Below are 19,695 nucleotides of genomic sequence, written 5' to 3' on the forward strand. Positions count from 1 at the left end.
GTATAAAAATATAATTAATTTGGTGAAATTCATTCGAAATTGTTGAAAGCCTCGGGAATGCTAGTATAATAACAGGGAGAGCGTATTGGAAAGGGAAGAATATAATATGCAAAAAATTAAAATTGTAACAGATTCAACGGCAGATTTATCAAAAGATATACTTGAGAAGTATGATATTCATGTTTTACCATTATCTATTTCTGTAAATGGACAAACATACTTAGATCGTGTAGATTTACAACCGGATGAATTTATTGAAGAAATGATTAAATCAGAAGAATTACCAAAAACATCACAACCGGCTATGGGTACATTTGTAGAAATGTATGACAAGCTAGGCGAAGACGGAAGCCAAGTGCTTTCTATTCATATGACAGGTGGAATGAGCGGTACTGTCGCAACAGCGAATAGTGCTGCATCAATGACAGATACAAAAGTAACAGTTGTTGATTCTCAATTTATTACACATGCTTTAGCATATCAAGTAATTGAAGCTGCAAAAATGGCAAAAGAAGAATGCTCACTAGAAGATATTTTAAAACGTATTGATGAAGTAAGAAAGAATACTCGTTTATATGTTGTCGTAGATACATTAGAAAACTTAGTAAAAGGTGGACGCATCGGTAAAGGTAAGGCACTTATTGGTTCTTTACTTAATATTAAACCAATTGCAAGTTTAGAAGGCGGCGTATATAATCCGGTAACGAAAGTACGTAGCCAAGGGCAGATTGTAAAAACGTTGGCTAAACTATTCGAGGAAGATACTGCTGGGAAAGTGGTGAAAGCTGTTGCGATTCCACATGCTAAAGCAATTCCTTTAGCAGAAAGTGTAAAAGCTGCTGTTGAAAAAGTGAATGGATTCACTCAATCAGAGATTTTCTTTACAACACCAGTTATCAGTACTCATACAGGACCAGGAGCAATTGGTTTTATGTATTTAGCAGAGTAATAAAAAAGCTACTTGAAATGAATTTTCAAGTAGCTTTTTTATTATTTCAGGACAGAAAATAAGAAATGAGAAGGGCAATACAGGCGCTACCGCTAATTATATAGCGAGTCTGTAAATAATCTTTCATGGAAAACACCCTTTTCAATTTTTTAAAGTATATGATAAATTACTCGCAAAAATTAGTACTATTATACATGAGAAGTTTCTGTGATTTTTACTGGTTCTTTAACTGGGACAATAGGGCTATAAGTGAAAGTTTGACCTAAAAAGAGAACATGTAGTTGTTCCCACGGTAGCATTCGTAAATTCCAGTTATTTCGTAGTCGTGTTACTGCTTCCCTTGGTGTTTCATCTGCTAAAGCAAAAGTACCGTAGTGCATGGGAATGAAATGTGTAGCTTTTATATCTAGATACGCTTGCACAGCTTCTTCTGGTGAAACGTGAGACACTTTCATAAACCATTCTGGTTCATAGGCACCAATTGGCATAAGTGCAATATCGATTGAAAAACGTTTGCCGATCTCTTTAAATCCTTGGAAATAACCACTATCACCACAAAAATAAATGGTTTCTGAAGAAGTCATATTATCAATGATCCATCCTCCCCAGTGAGAGGTGTTCATATCAAATAATGTTCTTCTCGTCCAGTGCTGGGCAGGTACGAAGTGAAAAGAGACTTCATCAATTGTTGTACTTTCCCACCAGTTGTATTCTTCTACATTGGTGAATTTTTTACGAGTAAATAATTTTTTTAGCCCAATAGGAACAAGGTATAAGGTATCATCATTTAGTTGACGAAGAGATGAAAAGTCTAAATGATCGTAATGACCGTGTGAAATAAGAACGATATCGATTTTAGGTAGTTCTTTTATAGTGAGCCCTGGCTCAGTAAGTCGTGGAACTAACTTTAATTTATTTGCCCATACTGGATCTGTTAAAATATTTAAGCCGTTCGTTTGAATGAGAAAAGTTGAATGACCAATCCATGTGACAGTCGTTTTTTTAAAGTTATTTAGTAGAAATTTACTTTGTTTAACAGGTGATTGTTCTACTAGAAAAGAAAAGTCTTTTTTATTTTGCTTTCTCTCTTTACGCCAACGTAAGAAGGCGCGAATTGATTTTTTTGTACTTGCATTATCCATATTTTCATAGCGCTTTGCCATGAACATCACCTCATTTAAAATCGTTGTAGTTGTATTGTACCGAAATGTTGTTAAGGAATACAGTGTTTAACATGGATTAATGTTTAAGTAATTGTAAAAAAATAGGGGATTTATTTACAAATTTAACAATGAACTTCGTTTCGCAAATAATGGTTAGAGAAATAATAGTAGTAAAATATATTTTGTCTAGTAATTCGCTTGAAATAAAGAAGTAACATACGTAAATTCGTACGATTTCGTGAACAAATGATGTAAACAATTTTCTCATAGTGTTTACTTTTGTTATGATATACATAACTTACATAAATTAAGGATAGAGAAAAGAGGTTTAATAATGAAGCGTTATCAAAAGTTAATTGGTCTTATGGTTGTATTTTGTCTCTTTGTACTTGCAGGTTGTAGCAGTTCAGGGGCAAAACTCCGTAAACCGTTAAACTGGGATTTGGAAACTTTCCAATTTACAAATCAAGAAGGAAAGCCGTTTGGTACAAAAGATTTAAAAGGGAAAGTTTGGGTAGCTGATTTCATGTTTACAAACTGTCAAACAGTTTGTCCGCCAATGACTGCTAATATGGCGAAATTACAGAAAATGGCTAAGGAAGAGAAATTAGACGTTCAGTTTGTTTCGTTTAGTGTAGACCCTGAACTTGATAAACCAGAAAATTTGAAAGCATTCATTCAAAAGTTTACAGAGGATACAAGTAACTGGAACTTGTTAACTGGTTATTCACTGGAGGATATTACAAAGTTTTCAAAAGATAACTTCCAGTCGCTTGTAGATAAACCAGAGAATGGGCAAGTAATACACGGTACATCATTTTTCTTAGTCGATCAAAATGGAAAAGTAATGAAAAAATATAGTGGCATTAGCAATACGCCATACGAAGATATTATACGTGATATGAAGCGATTAGCTGATTAAAAAGAAGGGTGCTAAGCACCCTTCTTTTATTAGTATTCAGTCTATGGATAATATGTCATGCTGTTGTGGTAATTTCGGTGCGCGAATTTCTAATACACCGTTTTGATAAGAAGCTTTCGTTGCTTTTTTATTAATTAAATATGGTAACTTAATAATTCTTGACGCTTCTGAAATGGAACGTTCTCGGCGATAATAGTTATGAGATGTTTGTTCTTCTTCCGTCTCTTCAAGTATATCTTCTTTTACAGAGACTTTTAAGTATTCGCTTTGTATTTCAATTTGAATTTGTTCTTTTTGTATACCTGGTAGTTCGGCTGTAACGACGAGTTCGTCACCAACTTCGTATAAATCTACTGGGAATGTTAATAAACGGTTTCCTTTTTGGAAAAAATGATTTAAATCAGCAATTACGCCACGAAGAGGCGTTTGTTCGAAAAAATCATCAATTTGTTTTAAATAATTACGAACTGGTGGGCGAGAAGAATCTTTTTTTTCTTCACTCATGGTATTACCTCCTAGAAATCAATTTGCAATATCATATGACAAAAGCGGAGAAAGGTGAGTGCCTAGTTTTCATGTTTTCATAAAAAAATGTTAAAAATGTGAAATGGAGTGAGTTTTTTATAGTTTTTGGTCGCCATATTCAGTTGATTATGCTAGTATAAATAGGGTTGATATAGTAGTATTGAGACAGAATGAAAACTGAAAGAGGGTAAGAAGTATGTGTGGTTTTGTAGGATGTTTATGTGAAAACCCTAGAGAGTTTTCAGAAACAGAAAAACATCAATTTGAAAATATGAACACGATGATTTTCCACCGCGGTCCAGATGACGAAGGATATTTTCGTGATGAACATGTACAATTTGGCTTCCGCCGTTTAAGTATCATTGACTTAGAGGCAGGACATCAGCCGTTAACTTATGAAAATGATCGATATGTAATTATTTTTAATGGTGAAATTTACAATTATGTAGAACTACGTGAAATGTTACTTGAAAAAGGTGCAACGTTTGCTACACAATCTGATACAGAAGTTATCATTGCATTGTATGCACATATGAAAGAAAAATGTGTAGACTACCTTCGTGGTATGTTCGCATTTATGATTTGGGATCGTGAAGAAAAGACACTTTTCGGTGCACGTGACCACTTCGGTATTAAGCCTTTATACATCGCACAACAAGGCGATACTACATTCTTCGCATCTGAGAAGAAAAGTATTATGCATGTAATGGAAGACAAAGGGGTAAACCCAAAGTCACTACAACACTACTTTACGTACCAATATGGTCCAGAGCCAGAAACATTAACAATTGATGTTAACAAAATTGAGCCTGGTCATTACTTCGTAAAAGAAATCGGTAAAGAGATGGAAATCCATCGCTACTGGAATCCTTATTTCAACGCTTCAAGCGCAACGAAAGAGGAGCATATCCAAGCAATTCGTGATGTATTATACGATTCTGTAAAAGTACATATGCGTAGTGATGTACCAGTAGGTTCTTTCTTATCTGGTGGTATCGATTCATCTATTATTGCTTCTATCGCAAGAGAAATGAATCCAAATCTATTAACATTCTCTATTGGTTTCGAACAACGCGGTTTCAGTGAAGTTGATGTTGCGAAAGAAACTGCTGAGAAATTAGGAGTTAAAAACCATAACGTATTCATTACAGCGCAAGAATTTATGGATGAGTTCCCAAAAATCATTTGGCATATGGATGATCCTTTAGCGGATCCAGCAGCTGTACCATTGTATTTCGTTGCGAAAGAAGCGCGTAAACATGTAACGGTTGTTCTTTCTGGTGAAGGTGCAGACGAGCTATTTGGTGGATATAACATTTATCGTGAGCCAAACTCGTTAAAAATGTTCTCTTACATTCCTAGCCCAGGAAAGAGTGTTCTAAAGGCATTAAGTGGTGCTCTTAAAGAAGGGTTTAAAGGAAAAAGCTTCTTAGAGCGTGGATGTACGCCAATCGAAGAGCGTTACTATGGAAATGCGAAAATCTTCCGTGAAGAAGAGAAAGCTGAATTAATGAAGTATTACGATGAAAGTGTTAACTATATGGATATCACGAAACCATTGTATAACGAAATTAAAGATTATGATGATGTAAGTAAAATGCAGTACATTGATATGTTCACATGGTTACGCGGCGATATTTTATTAAAAGCTGATAAAATGACGATGGCAAATTCATTAGAACTTCGTGTACCGTTCTTAGATAAAGAAGTATTTGACGTTGCATCTAAAATTCCGACAGAATTTAAAATTGCAAACGGAACAACGAAAGCTATATTACGTGAAGCTGCTCGTGGAATTGTTCCGGATCACGTGTTAGATCGTAAAAAGCTTGGATTCCCAGTACCAATTCGTCACTGGTTAAAAGATGAAATGCACGATTGGGCTGTAAATATTATTAAAGAAAGCAAAACTGAGCATTTAATCGAAAAACAGTATGTATTAAACTTACTGGAAGCACATTGTGCAGATAAAGGCGATTATAGCCGTAAAATTTGGACTGTACTTGCGTTTATGGTATGGCATCAAATTTATGTTGAGCATAAATACGATACGAATAAGTTCCACGAAGAAACAAAGCGTGCGTATAGCTTAGTTTAATAAAAAACCTTAAGGTCGCATTCGATCTTAAGGTTTTTTTCATAAATTGCATTTATTATTGATACAATAATAGTAAAAGGATGGACAACATATGATTACGTTTGAGAAAGTAAATACAGAAAATGAAAGCGCTGTAAAAGAAATGTTTCACTCACACAGCTTAGATGAGAAAAAGGTTCAGTATTGTGTAAAGGCTGATGATACATATATTGGTGTAATAGATTATAGCGTTCAAGAAGAGAGTGCTATTTTGTCACAGTTAATTATTCATTTTGATTATCAAGGTTATGGATACGGGACAAATACGTATTTTACATTTGAAGAAATGATGAAACAGAGAAATGTGAAAGAAATAAAAGTATTGCAAGAGATGTTTACGGAACAAGCTAAATCTTTCATAGAGGGATCTGGTTTTATTGAGGAAAATGGAATATATGTAAAGAAAATATAGTGAATATTGATTAGGTGATGATATGAATATAAGGTAGGTGGACGTATGACGATAACTTCTGGTCTTGTATTAGTTGGAGGTTGTTTTATAGTAGCAGAACTATGCCAGACTTTTATTCGGAAAAGAATGTATAAGAAGAGAAGACCATATGAATTACAATATATACCCGTGTTTGTAATTTTGTTTTGTATGCTATTTGTATTGCAAAACATAACGTATTTCCCACCTCTTTTGAACATCTTTTTGAAGTTTGGGTTGCTATATAGCGGCGGTGGGATATTTCTTTTATTTCTTTTATTTTGCATACGTTACATCCATTATCAATCGTATATATTCATTTTAAATTGGCTAAAGCAAAGCGATAGAAACCGCCTTACATAAGGGGGTTTTTTTATTTGTACTTGTAACGGAACTTGTACAATTAACATAAAATAGGACGAGTAGAAATGAAAGCTTATTACAATAAAGAAAGGAATGAAAAAGATATATGAAACTTGTTATAGACGCAGGGCATGGTGGATATGATTCTGGTGCTGTTGGTAATGGGTTAGTGGAAAAAGAGTTAACACTTCAAATTGCTAGACGTGTGCGAGATATTTTATCTGCAAATTACCCAATCAATATTAAAATGACACGTGATAGTGATGTATTTATCTCTTTATCAGAACGTGCTAATATTGCTAATTCATTTGGTGCAGATTATTTTATCTCATTTCACATTAATAGTGGCGGTGGCACTGGATTTGAAAGTTATATTTACAATGCGCTATCTAATAGTAGTTCCGCATATGAAAAGCAACAAAAAATGCATGCAGCAGTCAATCCTGTATTAACAAAATATGGTCTTCGTGATCGAGGGGCAAAAAAAGCAAATTATGCGGTACTAAGGGAGACTGCAATGGATGCAATTTTAACTGAGACTGCTTTTATTGATACAACATTTGATGCTAATTTATTGAAAAATCCACAATTTATCGAAGATCTAAGTCAAGCATATGCAAACGGAATAGCAGCTATTTTTGGAGTAGCTCCAAATCCGAATCCTCCAAATCCACAACCTCCAAATCCTCAGCCAACACCACAAACGAAGGGGATTGCTTATATCCTTGGGAAAAATGTGAATTTAAGAAGTGGTCCATCAACGTCTTCTTCAGTTATTCGTCAACTAAACTCCCCAGAATCGTATGTCGTATATCAGGAAAGTAACGGATGGTTAGACTTAGGAAATGGACAATGGGTGTATAATGACCCTTCGTACATTAATTTTGTAAAGACGAGCAATAGCGATGGAAGTGCAATTGGTGTCGCATATATACAAGGAACGAATGTGAATTTAAGAAGTGGTCCATCAACATCTTCTTCAGTTATTCGTAAATTAAATAATCCAGAATCTTATTTAGTATATATTAATCAAAACGGTTGGTTGAACCTTGGTGGAAATCAATGGGTGTATAATGATCCATCATATATTAAATATAATCAATATTAGGAAATGAGTTTATAATGTAATATGAATGCGTATTTATGTATAACGTAGATACGCATTTTAAGAACGTTTATTATTTTCATACTTATACACTTTATTTTAAAAATAAACATTTGAATAGCGGATAGAATCTAAAATGTATATATTGAAAAAGTTTTCTGATATACATTGACAATGTATGTAATATACATTAATCTTTAATTGTTAATGATAATCGATTTCATCTAGGGAGGACATATGGTACATAGTAAAAAAATATTTATGTTCTGCATTATGATACTTATGGTAATAATCGCAGGGTGTAGCAAAGAAGAGAAAAAAGAAAATGATACATCGGCTAAAGCAAAAGATTCGTATACTGTAAAGCATGCAATGGGTGAAACAACAGTAAATGGTACACCTAAAAAAGTAGTTGTTTTAACAAATGAGGGTGCGGAGGCGCTTTTAGCTGTCGGAGTAACACCAGTTGGAACTACAAAACCACGTGCTGGTGATGAATGGTATCCTCATTTAGCGAAAGATTTAAAAGATACGAAAGTTGTAGGTACTGAGCGTGATATTAATTTAGAGGCAGTTATGAAGCTTAAGCCAGATTTAATTATCGGTAATAAAATGCGTCATGAAAAAATATATGAGCAATTGAACGAAATAGCGCCAACTGTGTACGCTGAAACATTGCGCGGGGATTGGAAAGAAAACTTTACACTCTATACAAAAGCTGTAAATAAAGAAAAAGAAGGGCAAAAGGCTCTTGAAGATTATAAAAAACGTATTGAAGGAATGAAAGAGAAGTTAGGAGATAAATTGAATTCTAAAGTTTCTATTATTCGCTTCGTACCAGGTGACGTTCGTATTTATCAGAAAAACTCATTCTCAGGTGCTGTTTTAAATGATATTGGATTTAAGCGACCACCACTACAAGATAAAGATGAGTTTGCGATAAAAGGAATTACAAAAGAGCAAATTCCGAATATGGATGGGGACTACATATTCTATTTCACATCTGATAAAGATGCAGATAAGAATAACGAAGGAACCACGTTAGCAAAAGAATGGACAGAAGACCCACTCTTTAAGCAGCTGCAGGCTTCTAAAGACAATAAAGTATTCCAAGTGGATGAAGTAATATGGAATACAGCAGGCGGTATTAAAGCAGCAAACTTAATGCTAGATGATATTGAAAAATATTTTTTGAAATAAATGAATGGTTGAGTGCATCACTTTAAATAGGTGATGTACTTTTTTCGTTTAGTTAAATACAGAAAATTCCTTCTTTTAAGTATGGATAAGTTGTACAATAAAACCAATCATGGAATAAAGGAGTGGAAAGGAATGAAAGCTGCTCATAAAGATTGGATTTTATTTAACGGAAGAATTGTGAATACGAAGGAAGAACAGCCGATGGTTGCGTTGGAAGAGCGAGGACTCCAATTTGGTGATGGCATATATGAAGTATTTAGGCTATACGATGGGAAGCCTCATTTATTAGACTTACATTTGGAACGCTTTTTTAAATCTATGAGGGAAATAAATATTGTTCCGCCGTTTACAAAGGAAGAGTTAGTTGAAGAACTTCATCAAATGATTGAAAGAAATCAATTTCAAGAGGATGGGAATGTGTATCTTCAAATAGCACGTGGAGCTCAAGCTCGAAATCATGTGTATGAAAAAGATTTACAGCCAACATATTTTGCGAATATTGTTTTGTTTCCAAGACCTACCGCTACTATGGAACAAGGAATAAAGGTTACTGTAGAAGAGGATATACGCTGGAAGTTCTGTCATATAAAATCTTTAAACCTTCTACCTAATATCATGATTAAAAATAAAATAAACGAGCAAGGGTATCAAGAAGCGATATTAGTACGAGATGGAGTTGTAACAGAAGGGTGTCATTCGAATTTCTTTATGGTGAAAAATGATAAATTAATTACACATCCGGCCGATAATTTCATTCTACACGGCATTACTCGTCACTACGTTATTACATTAGCGAAAGCTTTACATATTGAAGTAGAAGAGCGTGAATTCTCATTGCAAGAAGTATACGAGGCTGACGAATGTTTCTTTACAGCGACACCACTTGAAATATTCCCTGTTGTTCAAATTGGTGATGAGAAGTTTGGGAGCGGCGAAAGAGGACCAATTACGAAAAAACTACAAGCTGCATATGAAGAAAGTATTAGTTTGTTTAAAGTGACAAATTAATAATGAGGAAAAAAGCTGGTATTCCCCCAGCTTTTTTTCATGATATAATTCAACCATAGGACAAGTTTTGAAAACGCTGTAAAAAGGGGATTTAATATATGAATTATGAAGATTTTAAAGAAGTAATTCACGGTAGACGAAGTGTTAGAAAGTTTACAGAACAAGAAGTATCCACTAGTGATATAAAAGAAATTATTGATTGTGCTCGTTATGCACCGAGTGATACGAACTCACAAACGTGGGAGTTCTTGGTCATTATGAACCGAGAGAAAATTAAAGAAATTGAACAAATGACATGGGATGCATTACATAAACTTGCAACAAAAGCAGCAGAAAATGGAGAAGAGAAAGCAGGGAAATTACTTACACGTTCTTTCGGTCCATATGCGACAGCTTTCTCTGAGGCGCCAGTATTAATCGTATGTTTGGCAACACCATATGAATCAAAGTTTCGTGAAAAGATATTTGATCCAATTGCCTTCGTTCCTGATTCAGTATGGGAAGAGGAAGGAATTAAGAGTAGCTGTTTAGCAGCACAAAACTTAATGCTGGCTGCACATGCGAGAGGATTGGGTACTTGTCCAATGACAGGACCTGTATTATTAGCTCAAGATGAACTGCGACAATATTTACAAATTGAGCCTCAAAAACAAATTAATATGGTAATTTCACTCGGGTTTCCGAAAGATAAGCCGAAGAAACTTTCTCGAAAAGAAGTTGATGAGATTACAACATTTATTTTCTAAATGTTATGTAGAAAAGACATTGAAATGATTAAAATTAGGTAATGAGTTATAGGATAGTTAGTCTATTATGTAGGCTGATTATCCTTTTGTATTTCCGTTTATAGCGTTGTAATGATGAGAATCAAAAAAATATATACGTTATACATCAAATCATAAAATGTTAGTTCGTAATTCGATATTCTCGGGATTTATTTTCTTCATTGTATTTACTTTATTAACATATTTACTTTCTGGAGAAGCAATTACCATGAAGGGTCTTACTATAAATGGTATAGGCGGAGTGTTTTTTTATTTAAATTATCTTTATTGATGTAGCGATTAATCTGATTATATTTTTTTAATAATCAGTATCAGCTATATAATCATTAGGTTAAACTTCTATAATGCTTTCAGAATGAAAACGTGATGTTTTTTATGGTAACCAAGTTTATTTTTATCGTTTTGGGGTAACTCGTTCTTGTTAGGTTGAGGGGTATGTGGTGCTACCCCATTGCCAAAATGAAAAAACTTTTAAAATGGCTTCCTCTGTATTTATGACTCTATTACTTCTGCTAAGCTTTACAACAGGAGCTTTTGCTGATAGAACCTTATTATTAATGATTTACCTAAGGTGCCATACTGTTATGGCGTAGGAGCATATGAGGGCGTTGTGGCACATAGTACTACGACTCCTGAAGCTCCGGTCATTAATATTCAAAAATATGAAACTCGTACATGGCGAAGCACATTCGTTCACTTTGCAGTGGATTGGAATGGGACGATTCAGATTGAGGATGCAAAGTATATTGCTTACGGGCGGTGGCACTACTGCTAATAAACGATTTGTTCATGTTGAATTATGTGAAACTGCAGATTACACAAAATTCAAACACAGCTATGATAAATATGTTAAATTACTGTCTAAAATTTTACGTGATCGTGGTTTATCTGTAGAAAAAGGATTGTGGACGCATAGCGATGTAACGCATCATCTTGGCGGTACAGATCATGAAGACCCGATTGATTACTTAAAATCTCATGGTGTGTCAGAAGCTCAGTTTAGATCAGATGTAAAACGAGCATACAATAATTCTAGTGTGGATGTTTCTGTGCCTGAGAATCCATCTGTTACAGCGGAAGTTCCGACCGCTGTAACAGATGGTATTGCTTATATTGAAGGCTACAACGTGAACTTACGTAAAGGCCCTAGTACAAGCTATTCTAAGATTCGTCAGCTAAATAAACCAGAATCGTATGTTGTATGGGGTGAAAAGGATGGTTGGTTAAATCTTGGTTGAGGGCAATGGATTAAGAACGATCCATCTTATGTGAAATTTAGCAAGAAAAGCACAGTAGATTCTTCTATTGTAGGTAAGCGCGTTGTTTCTAAAGTTAATGACCTACGATTCTATCATGCTTCATCTTGGTATGATAAATATGTTGCTGGTTCTGTAGATGCAGGATTAGGATTTATAATTGATGCGAAGATAAGTGTAAATGATTCGTATCAATATAAAGTGCATAATAGTCATGGGCAAGTTTTCTATATTACGGCTATTGATACGTATGTGAATGTGCGTTAATTTAACGAAAAGGGCCACCTATTATAGGCGGCCTTTTTCGTGCTGTATGTAACATCATTTAATTGTTATATTTTTCGGTTTTCAATTTTGTGTGTTCATTTAACCAAATATCTATTAGATTTCTTAATGTAATAGTTTCTATTTCAAGAGGGATTTCGATTTCATCCTCATCATACTTATTAAATATAACAGTTTTATCTCTTCGAACATCTGCCCCAAAAATATTCGCACTTATTTTTTCATAATCACTTTTTTCATTTAAAACTTTATCTACAGTTTCTGCTATCCAATCACCGAATTCAGATACCTCTACATTTAAAAAAGCTTCTAAAATATCGAATTCCTTTGGCAGTCTAATAACTAAACTTCCTGTACTAAGTAACTCAAATTTGTAATCCATATTATTTTCTCCCTTAAAAATTAAATTATCGACCTTGTCTTGGAAATGCAGAAATAATTTTACCATTACCATCTAAAAACAAACGAATGGGTAGGCCGTCTATCCCTACTCCATCATAGATATTAGTATTACCACCCATGTGAATTTTATTGCTGTATGCCTCGTTTATATTGTCTACGATTTGTTGTGGATGCCAATCTTTAGGGAAAAAGGTAGAATAGCCACCATTCGCCGCCTTAGGAATCCCATTCACTTCCACTTGGGCTTTGTATGCCCCATAATCATTAATTCTACGATCTGTGCCGGGAATTATTCTTCCGTGAGTATTCTCTAAAAACTCTGAGTGATACCCCATTGCTTCGCCTCTCCGGTTTATTTCCCCTTCAAGGATATGTTTAAGTGAGTTTGACCGGAAATTCTCAGTTTCTTGTAAACTAGATATGATTTCGCTAGTAGAGAGTGATGAAGTAGGATTTTCATTAACAGGATTATTTCCGCTAGAACCAGACTCGTCTTTAGCAAACTGATGAGTCGATAGTTTTTCTTCAGCTTTTCTAAAATCAGGTGTATCAAATGCAGAGCGTATATTATTTCCGCCAGCTAAAGCAAACTCATTGTGATTACGATTGAATAAGGACGCAGCGTCTTGCAAGCTTTGATTAGCGGTTCGTGAAATCTCAGATAATTTTGTGCCAGGTTTCAACATTGCGATTTTATCCACGCCTTTTGTTCCTACGAATAGTTGTCCAACAGCCAATATAGTATGACCAGTCGCGCTTCCATACCATTCTGCACTACTATACGAGTTACCATTGGTAACATCACGATTCCAAGAATCAGAAATTGTTTGTTTTATCGCATTGAACGTATCGACTGGGTGAGAAACGGCTTCAATCGTGTTATTAAATGTGTCAATCGGATGGATAACTGCATCTGCAAGTCCTAATAATTCATCACCTATAGCGTCGCCTATTCCCTTTTTAAAGTGATAAGGGACACCTAATCCAGCTTTTTCAAAAGTAGATTCAATTTCATCATCTATAGCGTCTTTTATTTTATTCACATCTTTATACGCTGCATCGATACCATGTTTAAATTTATCATATAAAGACTCATCTGAATTTTTTACTTTACTAAGATCTTCATAAGTTTCTTTGAGACCATGCCAAACTTTGTCACGTAAAGATTCATCTTTTTTCTCACTATTTAACGGACCACACATTGCTCCTTCTTCAAGATTTTCGTCATATGAAGCATCTGCAGTACGGGATTTTTCGGCAATTCGTTTCAAATCCTCTTCCACTTTTATAATCGAATTGATAGATGTAAAAGCTTTTGGTCTTGCATCATTGAACATTTGAATGAATTGTTGATTAGAGGCACCAATCCATTGAAAACAGAATTATATTTTCTTATCTTCACTAAGGATCCCCCACATTTTTTTCTCCGATTATATCACATTTAATATTTACAATATTTATCTTAATGTACAGAATCTGCGTTATGTTGGTGCTATCCCAATAAAAAGGTGTGGACATATTGTACATGTATAATATGTCCACACCTTTGGTTTTATTGTCTTTGAGGTACATTACCTAAATATAATTTAAACAATGTCTTTTTATTTTGAATGGATATTTTTTTAGTGAATTGGGCTAAAATGATGAATAGATTGGAATTACTATTTATTTCTTTAAAAAAATTAATGTTCTTAAAATGAAAGTATGGTACAGTAATCGTGAGCTAGCTAATATTTGTTCATGAAAGTGTTAAAAACTAGTTTTAAAATCAAGAAGTTATTTTTGTATAATAAATTATAATGAAATAACAGGGGGAATGAATTTTGAAGAAATTCATAATCGCTGGATTGTCTGTATTGTTATTAGTAGGCTGTGGTACTCCAAAGGAAAAAGAGGATGCACAGTCAAACCAGGAAGAACAAGTTGTAAATGCAAGTGATGAGAATATGGTCGTATTTCCTGAAGGAGCAGTGCCAATCGGAGAAGGGAAAGTAAAAGTAACTACTCCAGATGGTACTTCTGAAAATGGCAATATACCAACTGTATTCATAAAAGGGATACTTTAATTCAGCAAGTCGAATTAGAACTTTCCAATTTTCAAAACGATAAAGAAACATTTGTATTTGTAGATCAAATATTTGCAGATAAACATCAAGTAACTAGTACAACACAGACAACAGTACAATTAAAAGAAAAGACGCTTGAGACAGGTAGTCATACGATTACCGCAGCTCAGTTTGAAAACAATGACCCAAAAGGAAAAGTCATTAGCTTGAATCAAGCTCAGTTTGAAACGAAGCCTGCGTCTTAATATGGAAAAAAGTACATTACTCAAAAGTAGTGTACTTTTTAGTTTGGATTGAATTATGTCATTGAGAATAATTTGTTTCACTTTCTAGTACGAATGAATAGAAAGAACTTATTATTTACTATCATGTAAGAGGAAGGAATTGAAAGTTTGAAACGAGTTATTCGTATTTTCTTATTTATTATAATGTTTTCGGTCATTTGGTTTACTTTACAAGAGGCGGTTGAAGTTACGCTCAATTATCACATTCATGATTTGTTAATTGGAGTTGTATGTTTTGTCATTGTGTATCGGTTTTATCCCGCCTTAACGGACAATAAGAACCCCACTTGAAAATTCGGCACATGCGAGGAAGTTAGGTGGGAGATCAACTTGCCCGTAAAAGCCCGATTGGTGAAGGATAATACCCCCTATGATTAAAGTTTCGCTTTATGATAAACTCGGATTAAGGTAAGTATTGAGTTGGAAATGTAGGGATTTCATTTGAAATGTCGAATAGTACATACGATGTCGTAATAACAAATTTTCTATTGTTTACTGTGAAACAGAAGAAGGAGAGATTGTAGTTATGAAAAGAGCTCTTATAAATATTGATTATACATATGATTTTGTAGCTGAAAAAGGTGCTTTAACATGCGGGAAACCAGGTCAAGAAATTGAGAAGGAACTTGTAAGTGTAACGAAACAATTTATTGAAAAAGGTGATTACGTAGTATTTGCGATCGATAAACATGAAGACAATGATGTATACCATCCAGAAGCGAAATTGTTTCCACCTCATAATATAGCAGGTACAAATGGAAGAGACTTATTTGGTGAATTACAAGATGTATGCGAGAAATATAAAAATGCAGAGAATGTATACTATATGGACAAAACACGTTACAGTGCTTTTGCAGGAACGGATCTAGAAATGAAGCTAAGAGAAAGAGGAATAGGGGAAGTGCATCTTGTAGGTGTATGTACAGATATTTGCGTCCTTCATACAGCAGTAGATGCTTATAACAAAGGGTTTCAAATTGTGGTTTATGAAAAAGCAGTAGCATCTTTTAATGCGCAAGGACATGAATATGCACTTGGACATTTTAAATCTTGTTTAAATGCAGAAGTGAAGTGAAAAAAGAGGCCTTCAAAAGGTCTCTTTTTCACATTTAAATAGAGACGACTTGCTGTTGAATTAACTTTTTAATGAACGGGATACTCTTTTCTGGTAGCCCATTTAAATCAAAAAATTGTACATGTAATGATTCAGCTTCGTCTGCTTTTAACGAGGTGAGTATTGCGGACTTAAAAGAAAGTCGTTTATAAAAAATTCTATTGTAATATCCCTTTAGGGGATTAAAAAGGGTAACTAACTGTTACGATTTATTTAACCAATTATAACGAAAGTTAATTAAATATATCAATCAGTAAGCCCTGCTAGTCAAGTGATTGGCTAGTAGTGAGGGTTAACTGCGGGCAATCCCTAAAGCTGATTGAACTACAGCGTGGCTAGAAATAGCGAGCGTGAATGTCGCGAAAGCAGAAAAAATCAATCAGATCGTGCAAGGTTAAATCCTAAACACTAGAACAATGGGTCTTCCGCCTCGAATCATCTAAGTCAAAATTGATAAGATGAACGTTCAACGACTATCTCGTATAACTGACGAGAGTACATCACAAGCCTATGGTGGTGGAAAAATCCTCTATCTCTAAGTAGATAAACATATAGTCTGCGCTCATGTGAAAACATGAGAAGTTCATAAGAGAACTGGCTAAGGAATTGCGCCCTTAGTTGAACAAGATAAATCTAATTAAATCTATCGAACTTCATTGAATCTATCGAACGTATGTATTATGGTAGATTCAATGAGGTGAGAATAATAATGAAATTTTTACGAGTTAGTCAAGTATCAGAATTAACAGGTTTGCATCCGAGTAGTCTCAGGAGAATGCACCAAAGTGGTGAATTAGTGCCTGAAAAGATTACTGCTGGCAAAACACGCTATTATTCAGAAGAACAAATCATTCATTATCTAAAAGGTGAGCGACCGAATAACCGCATCATAATTGGCTATTGTAGAGTTAGTTTTTCGAGTCAAAAAAATGACCTGGAAAGACAAGTCGGTAGAATGAAGCAATATCTCATCGTACGAGGTTATCAATTTGAAATTATCGAAGATATTGGCTCTGGGATCAATTATAAGAAAAAAGGCTTTAACAAGTTAATTGAACGCATTGAGAACAATGAGGTTGAAAAAGTTGTTGTCATGCACAAAGATAGGCTTGTGAGGTTCGGTTATGAGTTGGTTGAAAAGATCTGTCAACTACACGGAACAGCGATTGAAATAATTGACAATACTGCTAAAACAGAAGAACAGGAACCTTGTTCAAATCATTACAGTATTTAGTTGTAAACTTCAAGGCAAGCGCTCTAAAAAGACCAAACAGATAATCAAGGAGTTGACTTCTGATGATATTGGCGAAGAAAGTCAGACTGATTCCAACGCCTGAACAAGAAAAAGTGCTTAGAAACCATGCTGGTGCTGCAAGATTCGCTTATAACTATTGTAAAAGAATGAGTGATAGATACTATAAGCTATTTGGAAAATCTGTTTCACAGTTAGCTTTACAGAAACGATTTACAAAGATCAAGAAGCGAAAGAGATATAAGTGGTTAAAAGACATCAATGCACAAGTTCCCAAACAGGCCTCAAAAGATTTTGACAAGGCGAGGAAAAATTCGTTCGAAAAGTACAAAAATGGTTATCACACTTCTTATAAATCCAAAAAAGATTTAATCCAAGGATTTTATGCCAATTATGAAAGACTGATTATAGGAAAGAAAGTAGTTGATATTCAGTCCATTGGAGAAGTGAAAACAAGCCAACAACTACCAAGAAACAAAAAACCATCAAATCCAAGAGTTACCTTTGATGGTCGTCACTGGTGGATTAGTGTAGGGTTCGAAGAATCCTTTGAAGCACAAGAATTAACCGATGAGTCGATTGGTGTGGATGTTGGTTTAAAAGAGCTGTTTGTGGCTTCTAATGGTACGAAAGAACGAAATATAAACAAAGATGCCAAGGTTAAAAAACTTTTGAAAAGGAAAAAGTCAGCGCACAGAGATATGTCTAGGAGATTTACAAAAGGTGTAAAAATTCAATCCGCAGGATATGAAAAAGCAAAAATCGAACACCTTCGGTTGTCTAGGAAAATTACGAATATCCGAAATAACCATATCCATCAAGCAACAGCTAAATTGGTGAAAACCAAACCAATGAGGATTGTTGTGGAAGACTTAAATATCTCAAACCTGTTAAAAAACAAAAAACTATCGAAAGCATTTTCATTTCAAAAATTAAACATCTTCTTTCAATGTTTATCATACAAGTGTGAGAAGTACGGCATTGCATATGTAAAAGCTGATAAATGGTTCGCTTCAAGCAAGATTTGCTCAAGTTGTGGAGTTAAATACGACCATTCAGTTCAACCAGAAGGACAGTGGAGTTTAAAGGTTCGTGAATGGAACTGTGTTCAATGCAATAGCCATCACGATAGAGATTTGAATGCTGCGATAAATTTATCAAGATGGGTAAAATAATTGCTTGATAATATGAGGTAACGATACTGCCTCGTGTGGAGTGTTATACCCCTCGTCCCTTCGGGGTTGCGAGAACACTTTGAAGCACTAACTTGTGTAAATTTGATTGAATTGTATAGATTTAGTTAAGTTTATCGTATCGGTTATATTGTTGAAGATGAACTAGGACTACAAATACATAGTTAAGAAAGTAAAATGAAAGGTCAGGGTAAAAGAGGTTCCGAAAGCAAGTTTTTAGATAATCAATAAGTATTTACAATAGATTAGCTCTGCATGAAATTTTCATTAGTAAGGAAGTGGATGGATGAGTTTATTAACGTATACTGAAGAGTTTTTTAATTATGTAAGGGAGTTTTTACTTTTAAGGTTTTTACTATTTGCTTTAGTTCTTATCATTATTTCTTTTGTTATAAATCGCATTATTGATTGGTTTTTTAGGAAATCAAGCTTTTTTGATGAAGAGGTAGAGCAGACGATTCAAAGTGTAATTCGATCTATTTTTAGGTATATCATTATCATTAGTCTTATCATATATTTAATTAGTCAATTTGTAGATATAAAAAGTATTATTGCAGGTGCAGGGATAGCGGGAGTTATCATCGGTTTTGCTGCACAACAGATGCTAAAAGATGTAATATTAGGCTTTGCAAGATTAGCGGACAAAGAGTTCCGTGTTGGCGATTTTGTTACTTTTAACGGAACAAATTCAGGAACCATTGAGGAAATTAGTGTTCGTTTTATGCAAATTCGTGAATGGTCAGGAAAACTCCTTACCATACCACACGGAGAGATTAGAACGATACAAAATTTTAATAAAGGATGGATGCGAGTTATTGAACGCATCACAGTAAGTTATCAGGAAGATCCTACAAGAGTTAAGGAATTGTTAGAAGAAGTGTGTGTTATTTGTAATGAAAAATTGGATCAAGGTCTGTATAGAGTAGATGATGAAGCTGTTGAACCATTTAAATATGTTGGAGTTACAGACTTAAATCCTAATCTTAAATATGTTGGATATGAATTTTGTATTACAGGTTTGATTAAACCGGAAGATTATTTTGAAACTTCTAGACAAGTAAGATTTGAATTAATGTCTATTTTTCATAAAAATCAAGTGCAAATGCCAGCAGCGAATATGTTCGTTAACACTGAAAGTTTACAGAATATCCATGTGGGACAATCTTTATCAGACAGTTAATGAAAACTAGCTAATTTCTGTTTTGGTTTAGAATTTAGATTTGTAAATCAGTAGATTTGAATGAACTGTATGGGAT

Annotated in this window: 15 protein-coding genes and 5 pseudogenes; 15 read left to right on the top strand and 5 right to left on the bottom strand. The window is 34.3% G+C overall.

The window, feature by feature from the left end:
- Positions 1-106: 106 nt before the first annotated feature.
- Positions 107-949: a DegV family protein gene (locus JFT95_RS08975; RefSeq protein ID WP_201052020.1), complete on the top strand. Its 843-nt coding sequence runs from the start codon at positions 107-109 to the stop codon at positions 947-949.
- A gap of 188 nt (positions 950-1,137) precedes the next feature.
- Here the strand turns inward: JFT95_RS08975 and JFT95_RS08980 are convergent, their stop codons facing one another.
- Positions 1,138-2,112 carry an MBL fold metallo-hydrolase gene (locus JFT95_RS08980; protein WP_201052022.1) on the bottom strand — a complete coding sequence of 325 codons (975 nt, stop codon included), beginning with the start codon at positions 2,110-2,112 and terminating at the stop codon, positions 1,138-1,140.
- A 334-nt stretch (positions 2,113-2,446) separates the two neighbouring features.
- Here JFT95_RS08980 and JFT95_RS08985 point away from each other — a divergent pair, with 334 nt between their 5' ends.
- Positions 2,447-3,034, top strand: coding sequence for an SCO family protein (locus JFT95_RS08985; RefSeq protein WP_002141632.1), 588 nt, complete (start codon positions 2,447-2,449; stop codon positions 3,032-3,034).
- Between the two features lie 36 nt (positions 3,035-3,070).
- Here the strand turns inward: JFT95_RS08985 and JFT95_RS08990 are convergent, their stop codons facing one another.
- Entirely contained in the window at positions 3,071-3,538 is a 468-nt protein-coding gene (locus tag JFT95_RS08990; RefSeq protein ID WP_002012708.1) for an Hsp20/alpha crystallin family protein, read from the bottom strand.
- Positions 3,539-3,755: 217 nt separating this feature from the next.
- Here JFT95_RS08990 and asnB point away from each other — a divergent pair, with 217 nt between their 5' ends.
- The 8 genes and pseudogenes from asnB (at position 3,756) to JFT95_RS29345 (ending at position 12,110) form a co-directional block, all read left to right on the top strand.
- Complete coding sequence (gene asnB, locus JFT95_RS08995) at positions 3,756-5,657, top strand: asparagine synthase (glutamine-hydrolyzing) (protein ID WP_002012706.1); 1,902 nt, start codon at positions 3,756-3,758, stop codon at positions 5,655-5,657.
- A 91-nt stretch (positions 5,658-5,748) separates the two neighbouring features.
- The gene (locus JFT95_RS09000; RefSeq protein WP_113768884.1) at positions 5,749-6,108 is read left to right on the top strand and encodes a GNAT family N-acetyltransferase; all 360 of its coding nucleotides are present in this window, start codon (positions 5,749-5,751) and stop codon (positions 6,106-6,108) included.
- Between the two features lie 45 nt (positions 6,109-6,153).
- Entirely contained in the window at positions 6,154-6,489 is a 336-nt protein-coding gene (locus JFT95_RS09005) for a hypothetical protein (RefSeq protein WP_078176649.1), read from the top strand.
- Between the two features lie 106 nt (positions 6,490-6,595).
- Entirely contained in the window at positions 6,596-7,597 is a 1,002-nt protein-coding gene (locus tag JFT95_RS09010) for an N-acetylmuramoyl-L-alanine amidase (RefSeq protein WP_002031713.1), read from the top strand.
- 234 nt (positions 7,598-7,831) lie between these two features.
- Entirely contained in the window at positions 7,832-8,794 is a 963-nt protein-coding gene (locus tag JFT95_RS09015; protein WP_002127211.1) for an ABC transporter substrate-binding protein, read from the top strand.
- Positions 8,795-8,926: 132 nt separating this feature from the next.
- Positions 8,927-9,802 (top strand): D-amino-acid transaminase, encoded by an 876-nt coding sequence (dat, locus tag JFT95_RS09020; RefSeq protein WP_201052024.1) that lies wholly within the window; start codon positions 8,927-8,929, stop codon positions 9,800-9,802.
- Positions 9,803-9,900: 98 nt separating this feature from the next.
- The gene (locus JFT95_RS09025) at positions 9,901-10,548 is read left to right on the top strand and encodes a nitroreductase family protein (protein WP_201052027.1); all 648 of its coding nucleotides are present in this window, start codon (positions 9,901-9,903) and stop codon (positions 10,546-10,548) included.
- A gap of 533 nt (positions 10,549-11,081) precedes the next feature.
- A pseudogene (locus tag JFT95_RS29345) lies at positions 11,082-12,110 on the top strand (peptidoglycan recognition protein family protein).
- 58 nt (positions 12,111-12,168) lie between these two features.
- Here JFT95_RS29345 and JFT95_RS09040 read toward each other — a convergent pair.
- Together JFT95_RS09040 and JFT95_RS09045 are read right to left on the bottom strand one after the other, a co-directional pair.
- Positions 12,169-12,510, bottom strand: a complete 342-nt coding sequence (locus tag JFT95_RS09040) for a hypothetical protein (protein WP_061688421.1) — start codon at positions 12,508-12,510, stop codon at positions 12,169-12,171.
- Positions 12,511-12,535: 25 nt separating this feature from the next.
- Positions 12,536-13,909: pseudogene (locus JFT95_RS09045) on the bottom strand (EndoU domain-containing protein); the annotation flags it as partial.
- A gap of 444 nt (positions 13,910-14,353) precedes the next feature.
- Between JFT95_RS09045 and JFT95_RS09050 the strand changes: the two are divergent.
- Positions 14,354-14,841, top strand: a pseudogene (locus JFT95_RS09050) (hypothetical protein).
- A 565-nt stretch (positions 14,842-15,406) separates the two neighbouring features.
- On the top strand, positions 15,407-15,955 hold the full coding sequence (locus tag JFT95_RS09055; protein WP_107887470.1) for a cysteine hydrolase family protein: 549 nt from the start codon (positions 15,407-15,409) through the stop codon (positions 15,953-15,955).
- 34 nt (positions 15,956-15,989) lie between these two features.
- On the opposite strand, the pseudogene JFT95_RS09060 reads toward JFT95_RS09055, so the two are convergent.
- A pseudogene (locus tag JFT95_RS09060) lies at positions 15,990-16,109 on the bottom strand (NUDIX hydrolase); the annotation flags it as partial.
- 594 nt (positions 16,110-16,703) lie between these two features.
- Here JFT95_RS09060 and JFT95_RS09065 point away from each other — a divergent pair.
- The 3 genes and pseudogenes from JFT95_RS09065 (at position 16,704) to JFT95_RS09075 (ending at position 19,619) form a co-directional block, all read left to right on the top strand.
- A pseudogene (locus tag JFT95_RS09065) lies at positions 16,704-17,331 on the top strand (IS607 family transposase).
- Complete coding sequence (locus JFT95_RS09070) at positions 17,291-18,421, top strand: RNA-guided endonuclease InsQ/TnpB family protein (RefSeq protein WP_201052029.1); 1,131 nt, start codon at positions 17,291-17,293, stop codon at positions 18,419-18,421. Before JFT95_RS09065 ends, JFT95_RS09070 begins: the two are co-directional and overlap by 41 nt.
- 304 nt (positions 18,422-18,725) lie before the next feature.
- Positions 18,726-19,619 (top strand): mechanosensitive ion channel family protein, encoded by an 894-nt coding sequence (locus JFT95_RS09075; RefSeq protein WP_201052031.1) that lies wholly within the window; start codon positions 18,726-18,728, stop codon positions 19,617-19,619.
- Positions 19,620-19,695: the final 76 nt, after the last annotated feature.

The sequence above is a fragment of the Bacillus sp. TH17 genome, assembly GCF_016651125.1.
In the GTDB taxonomy this organism is placed as follows: Bacteria; Bacillota; Bacilli; order Bacillales; family Bacillaceae_G; genus Bacillus_A; species Bacillus_A mycoides.

Coding starts and splice junctions, on each gene's coding strand:
- dat (WP_201052024.1), top strand. CDS start 8,927: ATGAAAGCTGCTCATAAAGATTGGATTTTATTTAACGGAAGAATTGTG.
- JFT95_RS08975 (WP_201052020.1), top strand. CDS start 107: ATGCAAAAAATTAAAATTGTAACAGATTCAACGGCAGATTTATCAAAA.
- JFT95_RS09055 (WP_107887470.1), top strand. CDS start 15,407: ATGAAAAGAGCTCTTATAAATATTGATTATACATATGATTTTGTAGCT.
- JFT95_RS09025 (WP_201052027.1), top strand. CDS start 9,901: ATGAATTATGAAGATTTTAAAGAAGTAATTCACGGTAGACGAAGTGTT.
- JFT95_RS09015 (WP_002127211.1), top strand. CDS start 7,832: ATGGTACATAGTAAAAAAATATTTATGTTCTGCATTATGATACTTATG.
- JFT95_RS09070 (WP_201052029.1), top strand. CDS start 17,291: ATGATATTGGCGAAGAAAGTCAGACTGATTCCAACGCCTGAACAAGAA.
- JFT95_RS09040 (WP_061688421.1), bottom strand. CDS start 12,510: ATGGATTACAAATTTGAGTTACTTAGTACAGGAAGTTTAGTTATTAGA.
- JFT95_RS08990 (WP_002012708.1), bottom strand. CDS start 3,538: ATGAGTGAAGAAAAAAAAGATTCTTCTCGCCCACCAGTTCGTAATTAT.
- JFT95_RS08985 (WP_002141632.1), top strand. CDS start 2,447: ATGAAGCGTTATCAAAAGTTAATTGGTCTTATGGTTGTATTTTGTCTC.
- JFT95_RS08980 (WP_201052022.1), bottom strand. CDS start 2,112: ATGGCAAAGCGCTATGAAAATATGGATAATGCAAGTACAAAAAAATCA.
- JFT95_RS09075 (WP_201052031.1), top strand. CDS start 18,726: ATGAGTTTATTAACGTATACTGAAGAGTTTTTTAATTATGTAAGGGAG.
- JFT95_RS09005 (WP_078176649.1), top strand. CDS start 6,154: ATGACGATAACTTCTGGTCTTGTATTAGTTGGAGGTTGTTTTATAGTA.
- JFT95_RS09000 (WP_113768884.1), top strand. CDS start 5,749: ATGATTACGTTTGAGAAAGTAAATACAGAAAATGAAAGCGCTGTAAAA.
- JFT95_RS09010 (WP_002031713.1), top strand. CDS start 6,596: ATGAAACTTGTTATAGACGCAGGGCATGGTGGATATGATTCTGGTGCT.
- asnB (WP_002012706.1), top strand. CDS start 3,756: ATGTGTGGTTTTGTAGGATGTTTATGTGAAAACCCTAGAGAGTTTTCA.